Here is a 16353-nt window from a genome sequence, read left to right on the forward strand (position 1 = left end):
ATTTCTATTGAATCAGCTATTCAGGTTTTTGCCACCAGACTTTGGTATTAATCAGATCAGCTCCTTGATTAGCAACCGCTTCTTTATAGCTATTCGGATTTGAGGACTGTACGATAACTGGATACACCATTCTTGCTGGCATTTCACCATTATTTTTCAAACCTGGACCTTTTGGTAAAATTGGATAACCGGTTCTGCGATGTTCAAACCATTGCTGCATATCCACCATAAAAAGTGCATAATATTTCTGCAAATGCAGACTTTGCATTTTTTGGGCGACAGTTTTACTATCGTCCCACTGTATGTCCGCATTCGTTAGGTAATCTTGCACCGGAAGTGCCCAATTGGGAATCCACAGCTTAATGTTGTTTTCTACTCCACTCTTATAGTGAATTTCGGCAGATCCGGAAATCCAACCTCTGATGATTGCTTCTGCTTTGATAAACTCGACTTCGGCATAATTCATCAACATACCAGTCAATGGTTCGGTTTGTAAACTATTCACCCCCGCATTTTGATCGTAGGAATAGAAATAACTCAACTTTGTGTAATCTTCTGCGTTTCCAGCAGCATAGCCGCTCTCTACGCCAATATAGTTTCCAGATACAGGTGCAATACCCAATCTGTTGACACCACTAATCCCATATTCCGGAATGTTGAGACGTGGATCGTTCCAATCTCGTAGATGATCAATAAAGAAAGATGCAAGAGAAGTAGCACGGAAATCCTGTGCCCTAGTTCCCATAAATGGTGATACATAAGCTCCTTGCCCAGTCCATCTTAAAACGGCAACATCAGCATTACTGCTCATGATCGGATACTCATTTGGATTATCTTCTAGAATCTCTTTTATCTTATTAATTGCATTGGGACCGACCTCTGTTTTGTGTGCAATACGAAGCAATAACCGCAGGTACATGGAATTTGAAAATTTGCGCCATTTCAGAACATCTCCTGAAAAAATGGGATCACTAGATGCTTCAAGAGCATCACCTGCTTTGAATAATTGATTTGCCTCTTCAAATTTTTCAAACATACCCGTGTAGATATCCCGTTGTTTATCAAACTGTGGTTCCAAAATAAGGGAATCTCTCCCGATTAATGCCTTTGAATACGGGACATCACCGTAGGTATCTGTCAATATGGAGAATAACCAAGATTGACCAAGTAGTGCAACTCCTTGATAGGATCTATTAAGACCTATTCCTTCTGAGGCTGCCAGATACATGTCGTTAAAGTTCATAAGCTGCTTGTAATGTTGATCCCACAGATAGCTTGACCAACTTGGTCTAAAGTCATAACGAAACACTTTACCATCTCCTTCACCAATAGAAACCGTTACTTGCATCAATTCATTGGTAAAACTTCTATTTCGACTCATATTGGCTGTGATTGCATTTAAAAATGCATTGGCCATAAATTGCGAAGGGTAAGCATGTGTTGTTTTTACAGGATCTGTATTTAAGTCTATGAAACCCTTATCACAGGCCTGAAGACTGATCGATAATGCCAAGAAAGCAAAAGATATTTTTTTTATCGTATTATTCATTGTATTTCAGCTTAAAAACCCAAGACTAAATTAAACCCTATTGTGCGTGTTGAAGGAAATTGAGCGATTTCAAAACCTTTCACAATATCTCCACCATCTAATGTTCCAAACTCAGGATCAAAGGCTGGCCATTTAGACCAAATAAATAGGTTTCTTCCATAAAGACCGATTGTCGCCCTATCTAGACCCCATCGTTTTAAAACATCTTTTTTGAAAGAATAATCTAATCTTGCTTCTCGAAATTTGATAAAATCGGTTGGGAATGTACTTCCTTCGGCATTGTCTTGACCATAATGTGAACGATAATATTCGTCAATATTGGTTGCTACTACATCATTTTTGCGATATGTACCATCACCATTGGAAACAACTCCATTTCCAATAATACCATTATAACGACCTGGAAGTGTATTTTTTGTTTTTCCTTGTTCAGCGAGTTTATAATGTGTCAAAGAATGACCAACTGCTCCCCACTGCGTGTCGAATAAGACATTTAATCTAAAATTTTTGTAACTAAATGTATTTCCTAAGCTTAATTTACCTGTAGGAATTGTGTTACCTAAATAGACAACTTGCTCTGTTAATAACGCTACACCTGTTTTTTCATCGTATATCACCTGGCCATCTGGAGCACGTTGATATCCTATACCGTACATATCACCCATACTTCCCCCTTGTAAGCCTACAATTTGACCACTTCCGACTGAGCGATACTGAAGCACAATCGAAGAGTCGGGAATGGACATAATTTTATTGGTATTAGCACTATAGGTGATACTCGATGACCAATTAAATCCGTGTTTATTGACTAACTGATTGGTATTGACAGCGATTTCCAATCCTCTATTACGAACTTCTCCCATATTCATCAGGTATCTGGAGTAACCTGATGATGGATCTATTGTACGGTAAAGATGTTGTTTACTTGTATTCCCCTGATAAACTGCGACATCAATATTTAAACGATTCTTAAACATGCGAACATCTGTTCCAAATTCTATTGATCGTGTTGAAAGCGGTTCGATATACGGATTGACGAGTGTAGATGGGTTCTGCAAGGAGCCTCCAATCAGTGGGTTACCACCGACATATCCAAATTGTGTCATATAGGGAGCATCAACACCCGACCCTACCCAAGCAACAGAGGCACGCAATTTTGCGAAATTAATAGTTTTGGGTAATGAAAATACTTCTGATAGTACCAAACTACTATTGAAAGAATTATAGAAGAACCCAACATTTTTATCAGGAACGATGGATGTTGCTAAGGTACTTGACCAGTCCATACGCCCCGTTGCATCAAAAAATAAATAATCTTTGAACCCTGCGGTAATTAAACCATAAAAACTATTAATTTCAAAATTTCTAATATCCTGAACACTTTTGATACCGTACTTATTATTGGTATGGTTATATACTCCTGGAAAAGTCAAGCCATCCGAGGCCAGGGATGTCATTCGGTAATTATTACGCAGTGTACCACCACCTCCTGTAGCAGTTATTTGCCAATCTTCATGTATTTTTTTATCATATTTCAATAAGAAATCGAGATTGGTTTCTTTAGAAAAGATTTCTTGTGTACGATAACTTCCTTCGGCCAATTTAGAACCAGCATCATAAGGTCTTAACTGTCCTCGGTCTTCACTGGAAAAATCTATAGATGCTCTGATCTGTGCACTAAATTCTTTTGAAAACTGATAAGAGGCTTGTGCATTTCCGGTAAATGTATTACGGTTATTACGGTTGATAAATTCATAAGAGATCGCATACGGATTTTCAGGGTAACTGCTGAATGGATACATGATTTTCCGGTCCTCTTTGCCTTTTACCCAATAATCTTGTAACCAGTTCACATCCGCACTAGGTTGCCAAAAGATATACCAATACATCAACGATTGATTACCATAACCTGCTCCAGGAAGATTATCACTATGACGGTTATTATAACTGACCTTAGAAGTGATACTCAATTTATCACTAACTCTCGAATTGATCGATAAAGCGACGGTATTGCGATCATAACCTGTATTGGGAACAATCCATGTATTACGAACATTCGTTGCAGAGAAACGTGCATTGGTTTTTTCTGTTCCACCATCGATCGAAATGGTATTCATATACGTTTTGCCAACGTCAAAAAAACTATTGATATTTTTATAAGGTTTCCAAAGTGTCCGCTCTGTTCCTACTGCTTGAAGATTGGGATCATACTGAAAAAAGTACTGACCATCAAACTTAGGACCATAAGCAGAACTAGTACCGCTTGTACTCCCTCCATCAATCGAAGTTCCATATGAGTAATAATCTGAGCCTCCTGTACCCTGGCCATACTCATATTGCAGATCTGGCCAACGATTGACGCTTTCAAATGAAGTATTTGAATTTAATGTTATCCCTAATGACTTTCCATTTCTTTTAGCACCTGATTTAGTCGTGATGATCACTGCACCATTGGCTGCTTTTTGTCCATAAAGAGCTGCTGCTCCCGGTCCCTTTAATACCGAAACACTTTCGATATCTTCCGGATTTAAGTCATCCATCCCTGAACCATAATCTGCGGGCATATTATCACCTCCAGTGCCATAAATAGCATCCGAAACATTACCTGATCGTCTGCCTGACCCACTATTGATAATTACACCATCAACAACAATCAATGCTTGGTTTTCTCCAGTTAGATTATTCTCTCCACGTAAGATAATCTTAGTTGATCCAACTGGTCCTGCTCCTGAACGCATCAGATTGAGTCCAGCAACTTTACCAGAGAGCGCATCCATCCAGTTACTCGAAACGGCATTGGTAAGCTCCTCACCTTTTACAGTACTAACTGAATAACCGAGAGACTTTTCTTCACGCTTGATACCTAATGCCGTGACAACCACTTCTTCTAATGCGCGCTCGGTGGTGTGTAATTTGATCTCAATATGGGAAGATGGTTTAATCACATGTTCCTCATGACTCCGGTGCCCCAATGACTTAAAAGTCAAAACAGTTCCCTTAGTAACATGCAATGAAAATGCCCCATCTTTATCCGTCTTTCCAATGCTCTTATTGCCATTTAGAATAGAAACATCAACAAGTGGTCGCCCATTTCCATCCACTACTTTTCCTTGAAAGGAAACACTTTCTTGTTCCAAAATTGTTGGTAATACTTGAGTGTTGAACGCGAGATCTGACGCAAAAAGAGAATGAGAACTGCATTTGAGTATACTACATACAAGCAGTGCCTTTTTTAAATGTGATAGGTAATAATGATTCATGCAAAATTGTTTTGTCAACGGGTTTTACTTCCGCACAAAAATGCAATCACTATATTAAGATAGCCCTAGTTTTATGTTAACATTATTTTACTAAATGATGGGCTATATAAAGATGATGTTAATTAAAATGCACAAAAAAAGGAGTAAACTTAAAATTTACTCCTCTTATATCATAATCTTTATGAATTAAATCTGATCAAAAGACCATTTTACATAATTGATGTTCTTATCGACGGCCAAATATTTTTTTTCATAATATGTCTTAATCGATAATACTTCATTGACTAAATCAGAATGATATAAATCAGCAGTTTGTGCGTGTTTATGGAATCCCAAAATTTCAATCTGTTCCAAAGTATAATTGTAGAATCCATCATTGTCCGTTTTAAGATTCATCAATCCACCTTCTTTTAATACAAACTTATAACGACCTAAGAAGGTGGGGTTTGTTAAACGTTTTTTCTCACGGCTTTCTTGTGGTTGCGGGTCTGGAAATGTAATCCAAATTTCAGAAATCTCATTTTCATCAAAGTGATCCAATATAGTCTCGATCTGAATCCGGAGAAAACCAACATTATGAATCCCTTCTTCAATAGCTGTTTTAGCACCTCTCCAGATACGATTTCCTTTATAGTCCACACCAATAAAGTTTTTCTCGGGAAAAAGCTTTGCCAGATTGACCGTATATTCACCCTTTCCACAAGCCAATTCTACAACGATTGGATGATCATTTTTAAAGTGCGATTTTGCCCACTGACCTTTAAGTGCTTTACCTGCATCCAGTTCTACCACATTGTCAAAAGTACCAATCTCCGCAAATTTTCTAAGTTTGTCTTTACCCATTACAATAAAATATCCTGCAAAAATAACCTTATTATTGCACTAATCAATAGTTTATGTGGTAATTTTAGTTGATACCCGTATTACTGACTTCAATCGATGTGATTGGTATTTTCAAGCATTGGTAACTTTTAACAAAAATGACAAGTTGTACTTGAATAGAAATTGCGATCATCTATTGATTGATCTGGCGTTACTCTACTAACCAGATCAAAATCATCGAATGTAAATAGATTCAATTTTAAGAATAAAAGGCCAAAATGATCTCAAGTTAAGAAAAACATATAGTCTAATAGGTTTCACTATAAGATGGAATACCATATTCATTGACCTGATCTTCAATGACAGGAGGATTCTGAATGGTACCTTTTCTTTTCTTATTTTTTTTAGGTTTGATAAAATTGGTAACTTTTCCTATAATACCAGAAATACTATCCTGATTGACTTGACCAAGAGCTTTTTCTGAAGCTAATAACAACAGTGCTTTTTTCAAAACACCAGCTTTTTTAAAGAAAAATCGATTCATGACAAAAGGAACACCAATGCGCAATACTTTGGTTAACCAATCAGAATCTGTACCTCCACTATTTTTAGCTGGAGAGAAAAGTCCCGTAATCAAATTTAATCCCGGAACATTTGCTTTCACGACATTAAAAATACGCATGGGAGTTTCAATTTTATGATTTAACAAGGTCATCTGCGACTTCAAATACGCTTCTTGTTCACTTTTTAAAACTTTAAGACGAGTGATTTCCGCCTTAAGCTCTGCGAGGTTATGAATTTTGCTTTGTTTCGTCATCTTCTACATTTTCTTGTTTCACACTATTTTCTTCTTCCTCTAATTCATCTGTCCATTTGGCAGAAAATCGACGAATTGACAAATCCATAAATCTAGACTCCAACGTCGGCTCAAATACCCGAATCAAAACGAGTATAAGCAAAAATATAACTGCCGTAGCTAAAAAACCTAAAGAATTGCTTCCTAATACTTCTCCTAAATAAAATCCCAAAGCAAGACATAGAAAAAATACAATAAATAAACTTAAAATTATTTTTGCACCATCAACAATCAAACTTGCAATTAAACGAGAAGATCGCTCCACTGTCTTTAGCCGAATTAAATTTAATTGCGAATCTAAATATTCCTTTGTCTTTTGGAATGTACCACTTAGCGAGAATTTTTCTTCTTCCATTTATTTCTATTTTAAGAACCAGAGGCTAGGCCTCTGATTATAGTATTGATAATAATTTCTTTAGGTAAAAAATTACTGCGATCTAAGCATGTTCTGTAATTTCATCTTCGAAAATTTCTTCTCCTTTATTGATTTTTGTTTTGAGAGTAGAAACAACTTTTTCTTTAAAATCGTTTAATTGATCAAACTGCTCTTCGGCACGCTCACGAATAGCATCTCCCAAATCAGCTAAGGATTCATTAAGCTTGTCTCTTGTCTCTGTTCCTTTATCAGGTGCGAATAAAATTCCTAAAGCGGTTCCTGCTGCCAAACCTGCTAATAATGCCAATACTACTTTACTATTATCGTTCATATTATTAAACTTTAAATGTTAATCCTTTGTAATTGTTTTATTCAGTAATAATACAATTAGCTAAGCAAATCGTTTGCCAAAAGCCAATATTTTTTGATATATGATAAATACCATCAGCTACAATATAACAAATTTGAACAAAAAATACAATTGGAGTTATTTTTCAAGGTAAAAAAATAATTCTCAGAATTATTAAATAAATTTTATTAACTTTAAATACCATTTAGACCATTTTTATGTTAACAAAAACCTATAGTAGTGCTGTATATGGTATTGAGGCAACCTCTGTAGCTGTAGAGGTAAATATAACTGCAGGGACGCGGTACTATATAGTTGGTTTGCCAGATAATGCAATTAAAGAAAGTCTACAAAGAATAGAAAGTGCCATTGTGTCTTGTGGATATCGTATGCCAAGGCAAAAAATAGTCATCAATCTTGCCCCTGCAGATATTCGAAAAGAAGGTTCCGCATATGATCTGGCGATTGCAACTGCCATATTAGCTTCTTCAAATCAAATTGAAGCGGATCGGCTAGCAGATTACCTGATCCTTGGAGAGCTATCATTAGATGGTCGTATTCAACCTATAAAGGGAATTTTACCGATAGCTATTCAAGCTGTAAAAGACAAATTTAAGGGTATTATCCTACCTGAGGCAAATGCCAGAGAAGCAGCTATCGTTTCAAACTTAACTGTCTTAGGTGTGGATAATTTATTGCAAGTGATTCATTTTTTTAATGACAAGACTAATTTAAAAGCTACAACTGTTGCCATTGAGGATGAATTTACAAATCAGACCGATCAAAATGAAGACGATTTCGGAGATGTCAAAGGACAAGAAAATATTAAACGAGCCTTGGAAATAGCAGCCGCTGGCGGTCATAATGTGATTTTGATAGGCCCTCCGGGCGCGGGCAAAACAATGCTTGCCAAACGCATGCCCACGATATTGCCACCACTAACCATAGAGGAATCTTTGGAAACAACTAAAATACACTCTGTGGCAGGTCAATTATCGGCAAAAGATTCCCTAATGACGAGAAGACCTTTTCGAGCTCCACACCATACCATTTCGGACGTGGCACTGGTTGGTGGCGGCACCAGCCCTCAGCCAGGCGAAATTTCCTTATCCCACAATGGTGTATTATTTTTGGATGAGCTCCCTGAATTTAAAAGAACGGTATTAGAAGTGATGAGACAACCTTTGGAATCACGTAGTATTACCATATCAAGAGCTAAATTTTCGGTTGATTATCCCGCTAGTTTTATGCTTATAGCAGCTATGAATCCCTGTCCATGTGGCTACTATAATCATCCCGAAAAAGATTGTACCTGTGGCACGAGTACCGTGCAACGCTACTTAAGTAAGATATCGGGCCCTCTGCTAGACCGTATCGATCTGCATGTAGAGGTCACCCCAGTAGCTTTTAAAGAACTAGCATCTGATCAAAAATCCGAAAAAAGCATGGACATCAGAGAACGGGTGATGGCTGCCAGAAAAATCCAAAATGAACGCTTTAAGACCCTTCAACATATCCATAATAATGCTCAAATGAGCAGTACACAAGTTCGGGAAAGATGTCAAATTGATGCCGAGGGAAGGAAATTACTTAAAACTGCCATGGAAAAATTAGGCTTGTCTGCGCGGGCCTATGATCGTATCTTAAAGGTCGCTAGAACAATCGCTGATATGGAAAAAGAAGCGAATATTAAAAACCATCATTTAGCGGAGGCTATCCAATTTAGAAGCCTTGACCGCCAAAGTTGGACAGGATAAATTAAAACTGGCTTAGAAAATGTTTAAAAATCCAGGGGTAAAGTATCAACGTGAGAATCACACCAGATAATGCCCCAAATAAATGTGCATCATGGTTGATACCGTCTCTTGAATTTCTAGATGCCCACACACAATAACCTAAAAAGAGCACTGCAAATATATACGCAGGCATCGGAATAATCATGAAGATGCCGAGCATCATTTTTGGATCAAACATAATATAACTAAACAATACGGCACAGATAGCTCCTGAGGCTCCTAAACTGTAATAACCAGAATTATTTTTATGTTGAAAAATGGTGGGAATATCACTCAGAATCAAACTTGATACATAGATAATGGCAAATTGCAAATGACCCCAATCACTAATTTGAATGAGTATCTTTTCTAGACCAAATCCAAAATAATAAAACGTGATCATATTGAATAAAAGGTGACCCCAATCTTTATGAATCAGCCCACTCGTTAAGATCGTATAGACTCTTTTCTTTCGATAGATGCTATAAGGGTGCAACATCATTTCACCCAGTACTTGAGGATTTGAAAAACTATAAATACTTGAAGCTATGGTTAAAGCAAAAATAATACTCGCTACGGGAGTTAAAAACAGATATTCTTGTATCATATAATTAAAAACGATCCTCTAATAATAAAACATATAATTCTTTTGGACCGTGCGCTCCCAAAACTAAGCGTTTTTCGATATCTGCTGTGCGTGATGGTCCCGTGACGGTAGAAACCATCGTGGGCATCTGACTACCATAGCGACGCTGCATATAAGATAAAGCATCTTTTATATCCCACACCATTTGGGAAGCTTTTGCAATTACAATATGAATAGGCGGATAAATCCCCAGTCTACGTCCAGAAGCATTCGCATTGCTGACCATAATACTTCCATTGCGTGCAATCAGAACTTCACAAGACGTAATACCAGCATCTGCAGCATCGAATTCAATTTCATTGGTGTGTATAGGAAACCCGTAAGGATTTAAAAGATCTTGAACACCTTTTTCCCATGTAAATATTTTTTTAATATTATTTTCTTCGGTCAAATGAATCAAATTTTCGATGAGATTGATCTCACCATCACAATACAAAAACTTTCCTCCAACAGCTGTCAGTTCTCGCGCAAACGTAACGTCAACTAACTCATCTTCATCCTGATATAAAGGAGATTTCTTGAATTTAGGATGTGGATTTTCACTTTTTTGAATTAGAGCCTGTCTGATCTTGCCTAACATCTGCTCTTTGCTACTGCTATTTTTAACATTCATGTGGCGGAGGAAATAAAAAACACAGCGCCTCTTTATAAAAGAAGCGCTGTATAATTAAATTTATGTGTTTGGATTATCTTCTTCTTTGATCCCAATTTTAGGGTCTGCGACACTAGCTTCTTCTGGTAAAACATCTAAAGGTAGATCCGTTTGTGGAACACCACCTCCATCTCCACTATTCACAAATTCATCATAAGTGGTCTTCGTATCAAATGGACGTTTTCCTAATATTTCTTCTAAATCGCTTTGGAACAAGATTTCCTTTTCTAATAATTTCTCTGCGATAGCGATTAAGCCATCTTGTTTTTCAAGTAACAATTGTTTTGTTCTCGTATAAACATCAGTGATCAAGTTACGAACTTCAGAATCAATCAACTCTGCCGTTTTGTCAGAATAAGGTTTGTGAAATTGTTCGGATCCATCACGGAAAGAAACATTTCCTACTTTTTCATTCATACCATAGATCGCAACCATAGCATATGCCAATTTTGTGATACGTTCCAAATCATTTTGAGCCCCAGTTGATATACGTCCGAAAGTAATATCTTCGGCAACACGGCCACCCATAGTCATACACAAACTATCGACTAACTGCTCAGTTGTATATAAGAACTGCTCACGCGGTAAGTATTGGGCATAACCCAATGCCGCAACACCACGCGGTACGATAGACACCTTCACCAATGGATCAGCATGCTCTAAAAACCAACCAGCAATCGCATGGCCTGCCTCATGATAAGCAACAATCTTTTTCTCTTCTGGAGAGATAATTTTATTTTTCTTTTCCAACCCTCCAATGACACGATCTACTGCATCTTGGAAATCTTGCATATCGATTTCTGTTTTATTTTTACGTGCAGCGATTAAAGCAGCCTCATTACAAACGTTGGCAATTTCAGCGCCTGCAAATCCAGGAGTTTGTGCCGATAATTTTTTAGCATCAACTTCCTGAGACAATTTTAAAGGCTTTAAGTGTACTTTAAAAATATGCTCACGTCCAATTAAATCTGGCTTATCTATCGAAATTTGTCTATCAAAACGTCCTGGACGAAGTAAAGCACTATCCAATACATCAATACGGTTTGTTGCGGCCAAGATGATAACACCTGAATCTGTACCGAAACCATCCATCTCCACCAATAATTGGTTTAAAGTATTCTCACGTTCATCGTTACCACCCATCATCGAGTTTTTACCACGAGCACGACCAATAGCATCAATTTCATCAATAAAAATAATACATGGTGCCTTTTCTTTCGCTTGTTTAAATAAATCACGTACACGAGAAGCACCTACACCGACAAACATTTCAACGAAATCAGAACCTGATAAAGAGAAAAAAGGAACTTGCGCTTCACCAGCAACTGCTTTGGCAAGTAATGTCTTTCCTGTTCCTGGAGGGCCGACTAACAGAGCTCCTTTCGGAATTTTACCCCCCAAATTGGTATACTTACGCGGATTTTTCAAGAAATCCACAATCTCCATGACTTCTTGTTTTGCTTCTTCTAGACCAGCGACATCATTGAATGTAATATTAATGGATGATTCTTTGTCAAAAAGCTGCGCTTTAGATTTACCAATATTAAATATTTGGCCACCACCTCCAGCACCACCACCATTCATGCGACGCATTAAGAATAACCACAATAATACCATCACGACTAATGGTAAAATAAAGGTTACAAAATAATTAGCCCAAGGATTGGAACGATCTTCATAACTGACACTTAATCGAGGTGTACCTGCAGGCAGATTTTCTTGTGCGGCCTTTAAATTAGCAGCTAAAATCTCTGCAGAAGCTTCTGTGAAAAAATATTGTGGTCCCGTAACTGGCGTTAAAGCTAACGCATTAGGTCCAGGAGCAACATCTTTATATTTTTCATCTTTTAAACGATCTTTCTTAATATAAACGTCAATCTGTACGAGGTCATTTTTCTTAGTTCCTTCTAACCGCTCTACATCTCCTGTTGGTAAGATTGTAGATTCAAACTCACTGTAAGTAATCTTTTTAGCCGTTGTATCGCTAAAAACGTATTGTAAGGCAAAAAAGACCACTATCAAAGCAAAACTTAACCACAAGATATTAAACTTGGGCGGTTTTGGGGTTATTTTACCAGTTGGTATTTTCTTCATTCTATCTTATTTATATCGTTTTAAATCTATTTTTCTACTAATCTAAGCACTTTGAAAATTTTGAATTTGAGCATCACCCCATAAATCTTCTATCGCATAGAGGGCTCTTTTTTCCTTTTTGAAAATATGAACGACCACATCTACAAAATCTAATATCAACCACTCTCCGATACTATGACCCTCTTTATATTGAGGATCTTGACCAAATGTTTTGTAAACTTCATCCTCCACACTTTTTGCTATTGCATTGGCTTGAATATGTGAGTCGGCATGGCAAATGACAAAATAATCAGAAACAGAACTGTTAATATTTCTCAAATCCAATCGCACTATTTCACTTGCTTTCTTCTCTTGCATACCATAAACAACAACCTCTGACAGACGCGTTGACAATTCCGAACTTTTATTTTTATCCATTAAAAAATATTATAGTTTTGCTATTATATACAATTAAATTTTTTTCACTTTGCAAAATAACACATTTTCAGGACTTATCATTGGTCAAAATGTAATTACTATCGACCGAGTGTCTTCCACAAATGATTATTTCAAGGATAACTTGTCAAAATTCACGCCACAGGATGAGGGTTCTGCCATTTTAGCAGTTGAACAATATGCTGGTAAAGGTCAAAGGGGCAATATGTGGATCACAGAACCGGGTAAAAATATTATTACATCAATTTTACTATACCCCCATTTTCTGAAAATCGATCAGCAATTTGCCTTATCATGTGCAATCTGTCTTGGAATAATGAAATGGTTAAAGACCAAAACGAAGGAAGTCGTGCAAATTAAATGGCCGAATGACATTTATGTAAACCAAAAAAAGATATCTGGGCTACTAATTGAAAACAGCATCAAAGGAGATTTGATCGGAACGAGTATTATCGGAATAGGTGTCAATATAAATCAGACCACATTTATAGACAATCCACATATTACATCACTAAAATCTATTAATGATAGCCACGAGGATTATGATATAGCCAGTTTAGCAAATGAACTATATTTATTTTTAGACCAGGAGTATAAACGCTTGAAACAAGGAAATCAAGTGCAGCAACTGCAAGAGTTCAATCAATATCTTTTTAGAAAAAATGAAATAAAGACCTATAAAATTGCTGATGTAGAAATAGAGGGAAAAATCATTCAGGTATTGCCTAATGGTCAATTACAAGCAGAAATAGATGGCGAAATAATGACGTTCAATCTTCATGAGATCAAGTATGTGTTGTAAGTAAAAAAATATTTACGATCCTCAGATAAATATATCTCATCAAAGCACTAAATTTGCTAAACTAAATTAAACTTTAGCTATGTTTTGATGTCATACTAAAACACAATAACGATTTAAATAACTATAATAACAAATTATTCTGATGAAACCATCATAAGTAATAACAAACAGTGAAACAAATGCTTATGGTAGCTTTATAAATTAAAAAACAAATATATACCCATGAAAAAATTAACATTAATAATAGCAGTATTATTTTTTGCTATTTCAGGTGCCGTAGCTCAGATCCATAATCCAGTGAAATGGACTGTTGCTTCGAAAAAATTAAACAGTAAGGAAGCTGTTATTTTTATTAAAGCTACCATTCAGGATGGTTGGCATATCTATTCTCAGAACATAGGTGAAAATGGTCCTATTCCAACTTCATTTACATATACAGCTTCTAAAGATTATACTTTAAACGGTAAAACTGCGGAACCAAAACCAGCAATGAAGTATGAAGAAGTATTTAAAATGAATGTAGGTTATTTTAATAAGGAAGTTGTTTTCCAACAAAAAGTAAAACTGAATAAGGGAACTACAACGGTAAAGGGTTCTGTTGAATACCAAGCATGTGATAAAACACAATGTCTGCCTCCAACCGATTATGCATTTACAGTTACTATTAAATAGTAAAAACTAATTACAACACATATAACGCTATTTAGATCATGTAAAAAACGATCTAAATAGCGTTTTTCTTTTGACCAAGGTTCGGTTGAGATCGTCGACTATTTTGTTTAAGATCACTTTGAACTTTAATAAGATGTTAATTTTATAAAAATAGCCCCTAATAAGATAGCTTTCAAGTAAGAAGAGTCCAGAAATTGGTCTTCATGAAGTAAAATTGACTTTACAACTACTAAAAGATAAGAGGATTCTCATCACCTTTTTCTAATTTTACAAATTACATATGAACTCTACAAAAAATGGCTAAAAAGAAACTTTTTTTACTCTACTTCGTTATTTTCAGTTTATTCATTCCTATTTTCTCTTTCGCATCAACGCAAGACTCATTGCTTAGTGTAGAAGGAATCGAATTTTCCGAATCTGCCGATACCTCAACACTATCAGAAGTGCCTACAGATTTGGTTTTTTCTGAAAGTCCCGACACAATAACTCAAGATACGGCTAAAAACACACAAAATATAGCCATTACAGCAACTCCTGAAGTAAAAAAATCACTATGGGGAATCTTTCTTGCGGGCCTGATCGGGGGTTTTGCAGCGCTATTAATGCCTTGTATCTTCCCGATGTTGCCGCTAACGGTTAGTTTTTTCACAAAACAGTCTGGATCGAGAGCCAATGGTATCAGTAAAGCTTTATTATATGGTCTTTTTATCATTATCATCTATGTAGCTTTAGGAATGATCATCACGATTCTTTTTGGTTCGGATGCGCTCAATGCTTTGTCAACAAATGGGGTGTTCAATTTTATATTCTTCCTATTATTGGTGGCTTTCGCAGCGTCTTTCTTTGGGGCTTTCGAAATTACACTCCCAAGTTCATTTGTTAATAAAATGGATGCCAAATCGGATAAAGGTGGTTTAGTAGGTCTTTTCTTTATGGCTTTTAGTCTTTCCCTAGTTTCATTCTCCTGTACTGGACCTATTATAGGAACTTTATTGGTAGAAGCCGCATCAAAGGGTGAACGATTAGGACCAGCAATCGGTATGCTTGGTTTTTCAATTGCACTCGCTATCCCTTTTGGTTTATTTGCCATGTTTCCTTCTCTTTTAAAATCTCTTCCAAAATCTGGTGGTTGGTTAAATAGTGTAAAGGTTGTATTAGGATTTCTAGAGTTAGCACTAGCACTAAAATTCTTATCCAATGTGGATCTAGCTTATCATTGGAACTGGTTAGATCGTGAAGTTTTTCTATCGCTTTGGATCGTCATATTCGGTTTAATGGGTCTTTATTTAATTGGGAAAATTAAGTTTTCACATGACAGTGATTTAAAATTTTTATCGGTTCCTCGTACATTTTTAGCAATTGTCGTTTTTTCATTTGTGATGTACATGATTCCCGGATTATGGGGAGCACCATTAAAGTCAATCTCCGCTTTCCTACCACCATCCGCCACTCAAGATTTTGATTTATCGGCAGGAATAGCAAATGCTTCACCAGCACACTCAGATGGTAAGGTAAAAAAATATGCCGAGATATTTCACGAGCGTGGCACACCTAAAGGATTTGATCCTTACTATGATTATGACCAAGCTTTAGAAACAGCCAAAGAATTAAAAAAACCTGTCTTAATTGATTTTACAGGCTGGAACTGTGTCAATTGTAGAAAGATGGAAGCAAACGTTTGGACAGATCCAAATGTCGCGAAATTATTAAAAGAAGGTTTTGTAATGGCGGAACTTTTTGTAGATGATCGTACGGAATTGCCCGTTGAAGAACAGATTATATCTGCTTATTCTGGTAAAAAGATAAAAAATATCGGAAATAAAAACTCCGATTTCCAAGCTTCTAAATTCAATAGCAATTCGCAACCACTCTATGTTATCGTTGATACGGAAGGAAATGTTTTAGTACCACCTTCAGGAGCAAACTATGATCCTGTTGAATATGCTAAGTATTTACAAAGTGGCATTGATGCCTTCAACGCTAAAAAATAAGCTATTCTTAAGAACAGAATAGGTCTGTAATTAGGAAAATAAAAAATGTAGTAGAGCATGGATATGTACTCAAC

General features: G+C 36.4%; 14 protein-coding genes. 4 read left to right on the plus strand and 10 right to left on the minus strand.

Going from position 1 to position 16353, the window contains the following annotated elements:
- Positions 1-16 precede the first annotated feature (16 nt).
- The 6 genes from B3P23_RS12795 to B3P23_RS12820 form a co-directional block, all read right to left on the minus strand.
- Positions 17-1549 carry a SusD/RagB family nutrient-binding outer membrane lipoprotein gene (locus tag B3P23_RS12795; RefSeq protein WP_045755157.1) on the minus strand — a complete coding sequence of 511 codons (1533 nt, stop codon included), beginning with the start codon at positions 1547-1549 and terminating at the stop codon, positions 17-19.
- Positions 1550-1560: 11 nt separating this feature from the next.
- Entirely contained in the window at positions 1561-4686 is a 3126-nt protein-coding gene (locus B3P23_RS12800) for a SusC/RagA family TonB-linked outer membrane protein (RefSeq protein ID WP_293926596.1), read from the minus strand.
- Between the two features lie 309 nt (positions 4687-4995).
- Positions 4996-5652, minus strand: coding sequence for a tRNA (guanosine(46)-N7)-methyltransferase TrmB (trmB, locus tag B3P23_RS12805; protein ID WP_045755155.1), 657 nt, complete (start codon positions 5650-5652; stop codon positions 4996-4998).
- Between the two features lie 286 nt (positions 5653-5938).
- On the minus strand, positions 5939-6448 hold the full coding sequence (locus B3P23_RS12810) for a hypothetical protein (protein WP_094771689.1): 510 nt from the start codon (positions 6446-6448) through the stop codon (positions 5939-5941).
- The gene (locus B3P23_RS12815; protein WP_045755153.1) at positions 6423-6842 is read right to left on the minus strand and encodes a hypothetical protein; all 420 of its coding nucleotides are present in this window, start codon (positions 6840-6842) and stop codon (positions 6423-6425) included. The genes B3P23_RS12810 and B3P23_RS12815 overlap by 26 nt, the downstream gene beginning before the upstream one ends.
- 82 nt (positions 6843-6924) lie before the next feature.
- Entirely contained in the window at positions 6925-7194 is a 270-nt protein-coding gene (locus tag B3P23_RS12820) for a YtxH domain-containing protein (RefSeq protein ID WP_293926600.1), read from the minus strand.
- 236 nt (positions 7195-7430) lie between these two features.
- Between B3P23_RS12820 and B3P23_RS12825 the strand changes: the two genes are divergently transcribed.
- Positions 7431-8969: a YifB family Mg chelatase-like AAA ATPase gene (locus B3P23_RS12825; protein ID WP_045755151.1), complete on the plus strand. Its 1539-nt coding sequence runs from the start codon at positions 7431-7433 to the stop codon at positions 8967-8969.
- A 1-nt stretch (position 8970) separates the two neighbouring features.
- Here the strand turns inward: B3P23_RS12825 and B3P23_RS12830 are convergent, their stop codons facing one another.
- From B3P23_RS12830 to rsfS, 4 genes are read right to left on the minus strand one after another with little or no spacing between them, the layout of a single operon-like run.
- Complete coding sequence (locus B3P23_RS12830; protein WP_045755150.1) at positions 8971-9594, minus strand: rhomboid family intramembrane serine protease; 624 nt, start codon at positions 9592-9594, stop codon at positions 8971-8973.
- A gap of 4 nt (positions 9595-9598) precedes the next feature.
- Complete coding sequence (locus B3P23_RS12835; RefSeq protein ID WP_293926604.1) at positions 9599-10246, minus strand: LutC/YkgG family protein; 648 nt, start codon at positions 10244-10246, stop codon at positions 9599-9601.
- 60 nt (positions 10247-10306) lie between these two features.
- Positions 10307-12379, minus strand: coding sequence for an ATP-dependent zinc metalloprotease FtsH (ftsH, locus tag B3P23_RS12840; RefSeq protein ID WP_248755186.1), 2073 nt, complete (start codon positions 12377-12379; stop codon positions 10307-10309).
- Positions 12380-12421: 42 nt separating this feature from the next.
- On the minus strand, positions 12422-12796 hold the full coding sequence (rsfS, locus tag B3P23_RS12845) for a ribosome silencing factor (RefSeq protein ID WP_045755147.1): 375 nt from the start codon (positions 12794-12796) through the stop codon (positions 12422-12424).
- A gap of 49 nt (positions 12797-12845) precedes the next feature.
- Here rsfS and B3P23_RS12850 point away from each other — a divergent pair, with 49 nt between their 5' ends.
- The 3 genes from B3P23_RS12850 (at position 12846) to B3P23_RS12860 (ending at position 16279) form a co-directional block, all read left to right on the plus strand.
- The gene (locus B3P23_RS12850; protein WP_293926612.1) at positions 12846-13616 is read left to right on the plus strand and encodes a biotin--[acetyl-CoA-carboxylase] ligase; all 771 of its coding nucleotides are present in this window, start codon (positions 12846-12848) and stop codon (positions 13614-13616) included.
- A gap of 222 nt (positions 13617-13838) precedes the next feature.
- Positions 13839-14288: a protein-disulfide reductase DsbD N-terminal domain-containing protein gene (locus B3P23_RS12855; RefSeq protein ID WP_045755146.1), complete on the plus strand. Its 450-nt coding sequence runs from the start codon at positions 13839-13841 to the stop codon at positions 14286-14288.
- Between the two features lie 296 nt (positions 14289-14584).
- Positions 14585-16279, plus strand: a complete 1695-nt coding sequence (locus B3P23_RS12860; RefSeq protein WP_293926615.1) for a protein-disulfide reductase DsbD family protein — start codon at positions 14585-14587, stop codon at positions 16277-16279.
- The last annotated feature ends 74 nt before the right edge of the window (positions 16280-16353 follow it).

The organism is Sphingobacterium sp. UBA6320, assembly GCF_002440335.1.
Classification (GTDB): Bacteria; Bacteroidota; Bacteroidia; order Sphingobacteriales; family Sphingobacteriaceae; genus Sphingobacterium.

Excerpts from the sequence above, each read along its gene's own strand:
- B3P23_RS12825 (WP_045755151.1), top strand. The coding sequence starts at position 7,431 with ATGTTAACAAAAACCTATAGTAGTGCTGTATATGGTATTGAGGCAACC.
- B3P23_RS12855 (WP_045755146.1), top strand. The coding sequence starts at position 13,839 with ATGAAAAAATTAACATTAATAATAGCAGTATTATTTTTTGCTATTTCA.
- B3P23_RS12815 (WP_045755153.1), bottom strand. The coding sequence starts at position 6,842 with ATGGAAGAAGAAAAATTCTCGCTAAGTGGTACATTCCAAAAGACAAAG.
- B3P23_RS12795 (WP_045755157.1), bottom strand. The coding sequence starts at position 1,549 with ATGAATAATACGATAAAAAAAATATCTTTTGCTTTCTTGGCATTATCG.
- B3P23_RS12810 (WP_094771689.1), bottom strand. The coding sequence starts at position 6,448 with ATGACGAAACAAAGCAAAATTCATAACCTCGCAGAGCTTAAGGCGGAA.
- rsfS (WP_045755147.1), bottom strand. The coding sequence starts at position 12,796 with ATGGATAAAAATAAAAGTTCGGAATTGTCAACGCGTCTGTCAGAGGTT.
- B3P23_RS12830 (WP_045755150.1), bottom strand. The coding sequence starts at position 9,594 with ATGATACAAGAATATCTGTTTTTAACTCCCGTAGCGAGTATTATTTTT.
- trmB (WP_045755155.1), bottom strand. The coding sequence starts at position 5,652 with ATGGGTAAAGACAAACTTAGAAAATTTGCGGAGATTGGTACTTTTGAC.
- B3P23_RS12820 (WP_293926600.1), bottom strand. The coding sequence starts at position 7,194 with ATGAACGATAATAGTAAAGTAGTATTGGCATTATTAGCAGGTTTGGCA.
- B3P23_RS12860 (WP_293926615.1), top strand. The coding sequence starts at position 14,585 with ATGGCTAAAAAGAAACTTTTTTTACTCTACTTCGTTATTTTCAGTTTA.
- B3P23_RS12835 (WP_293926604.1), bottom strand. The coding sequence starts at position 10,246 with ATGAATGTTAAAAATAGCAGTAGCAAAGAGCAGATGTTAGGCAAGATC.
- ftsH (WP_248755186.1), bottom strand. The coding sequence starts at position 12,379 with ATGAAGAAAATACCAACTGGTAAAATAACCCCAAAACCGCCCAAGTTT.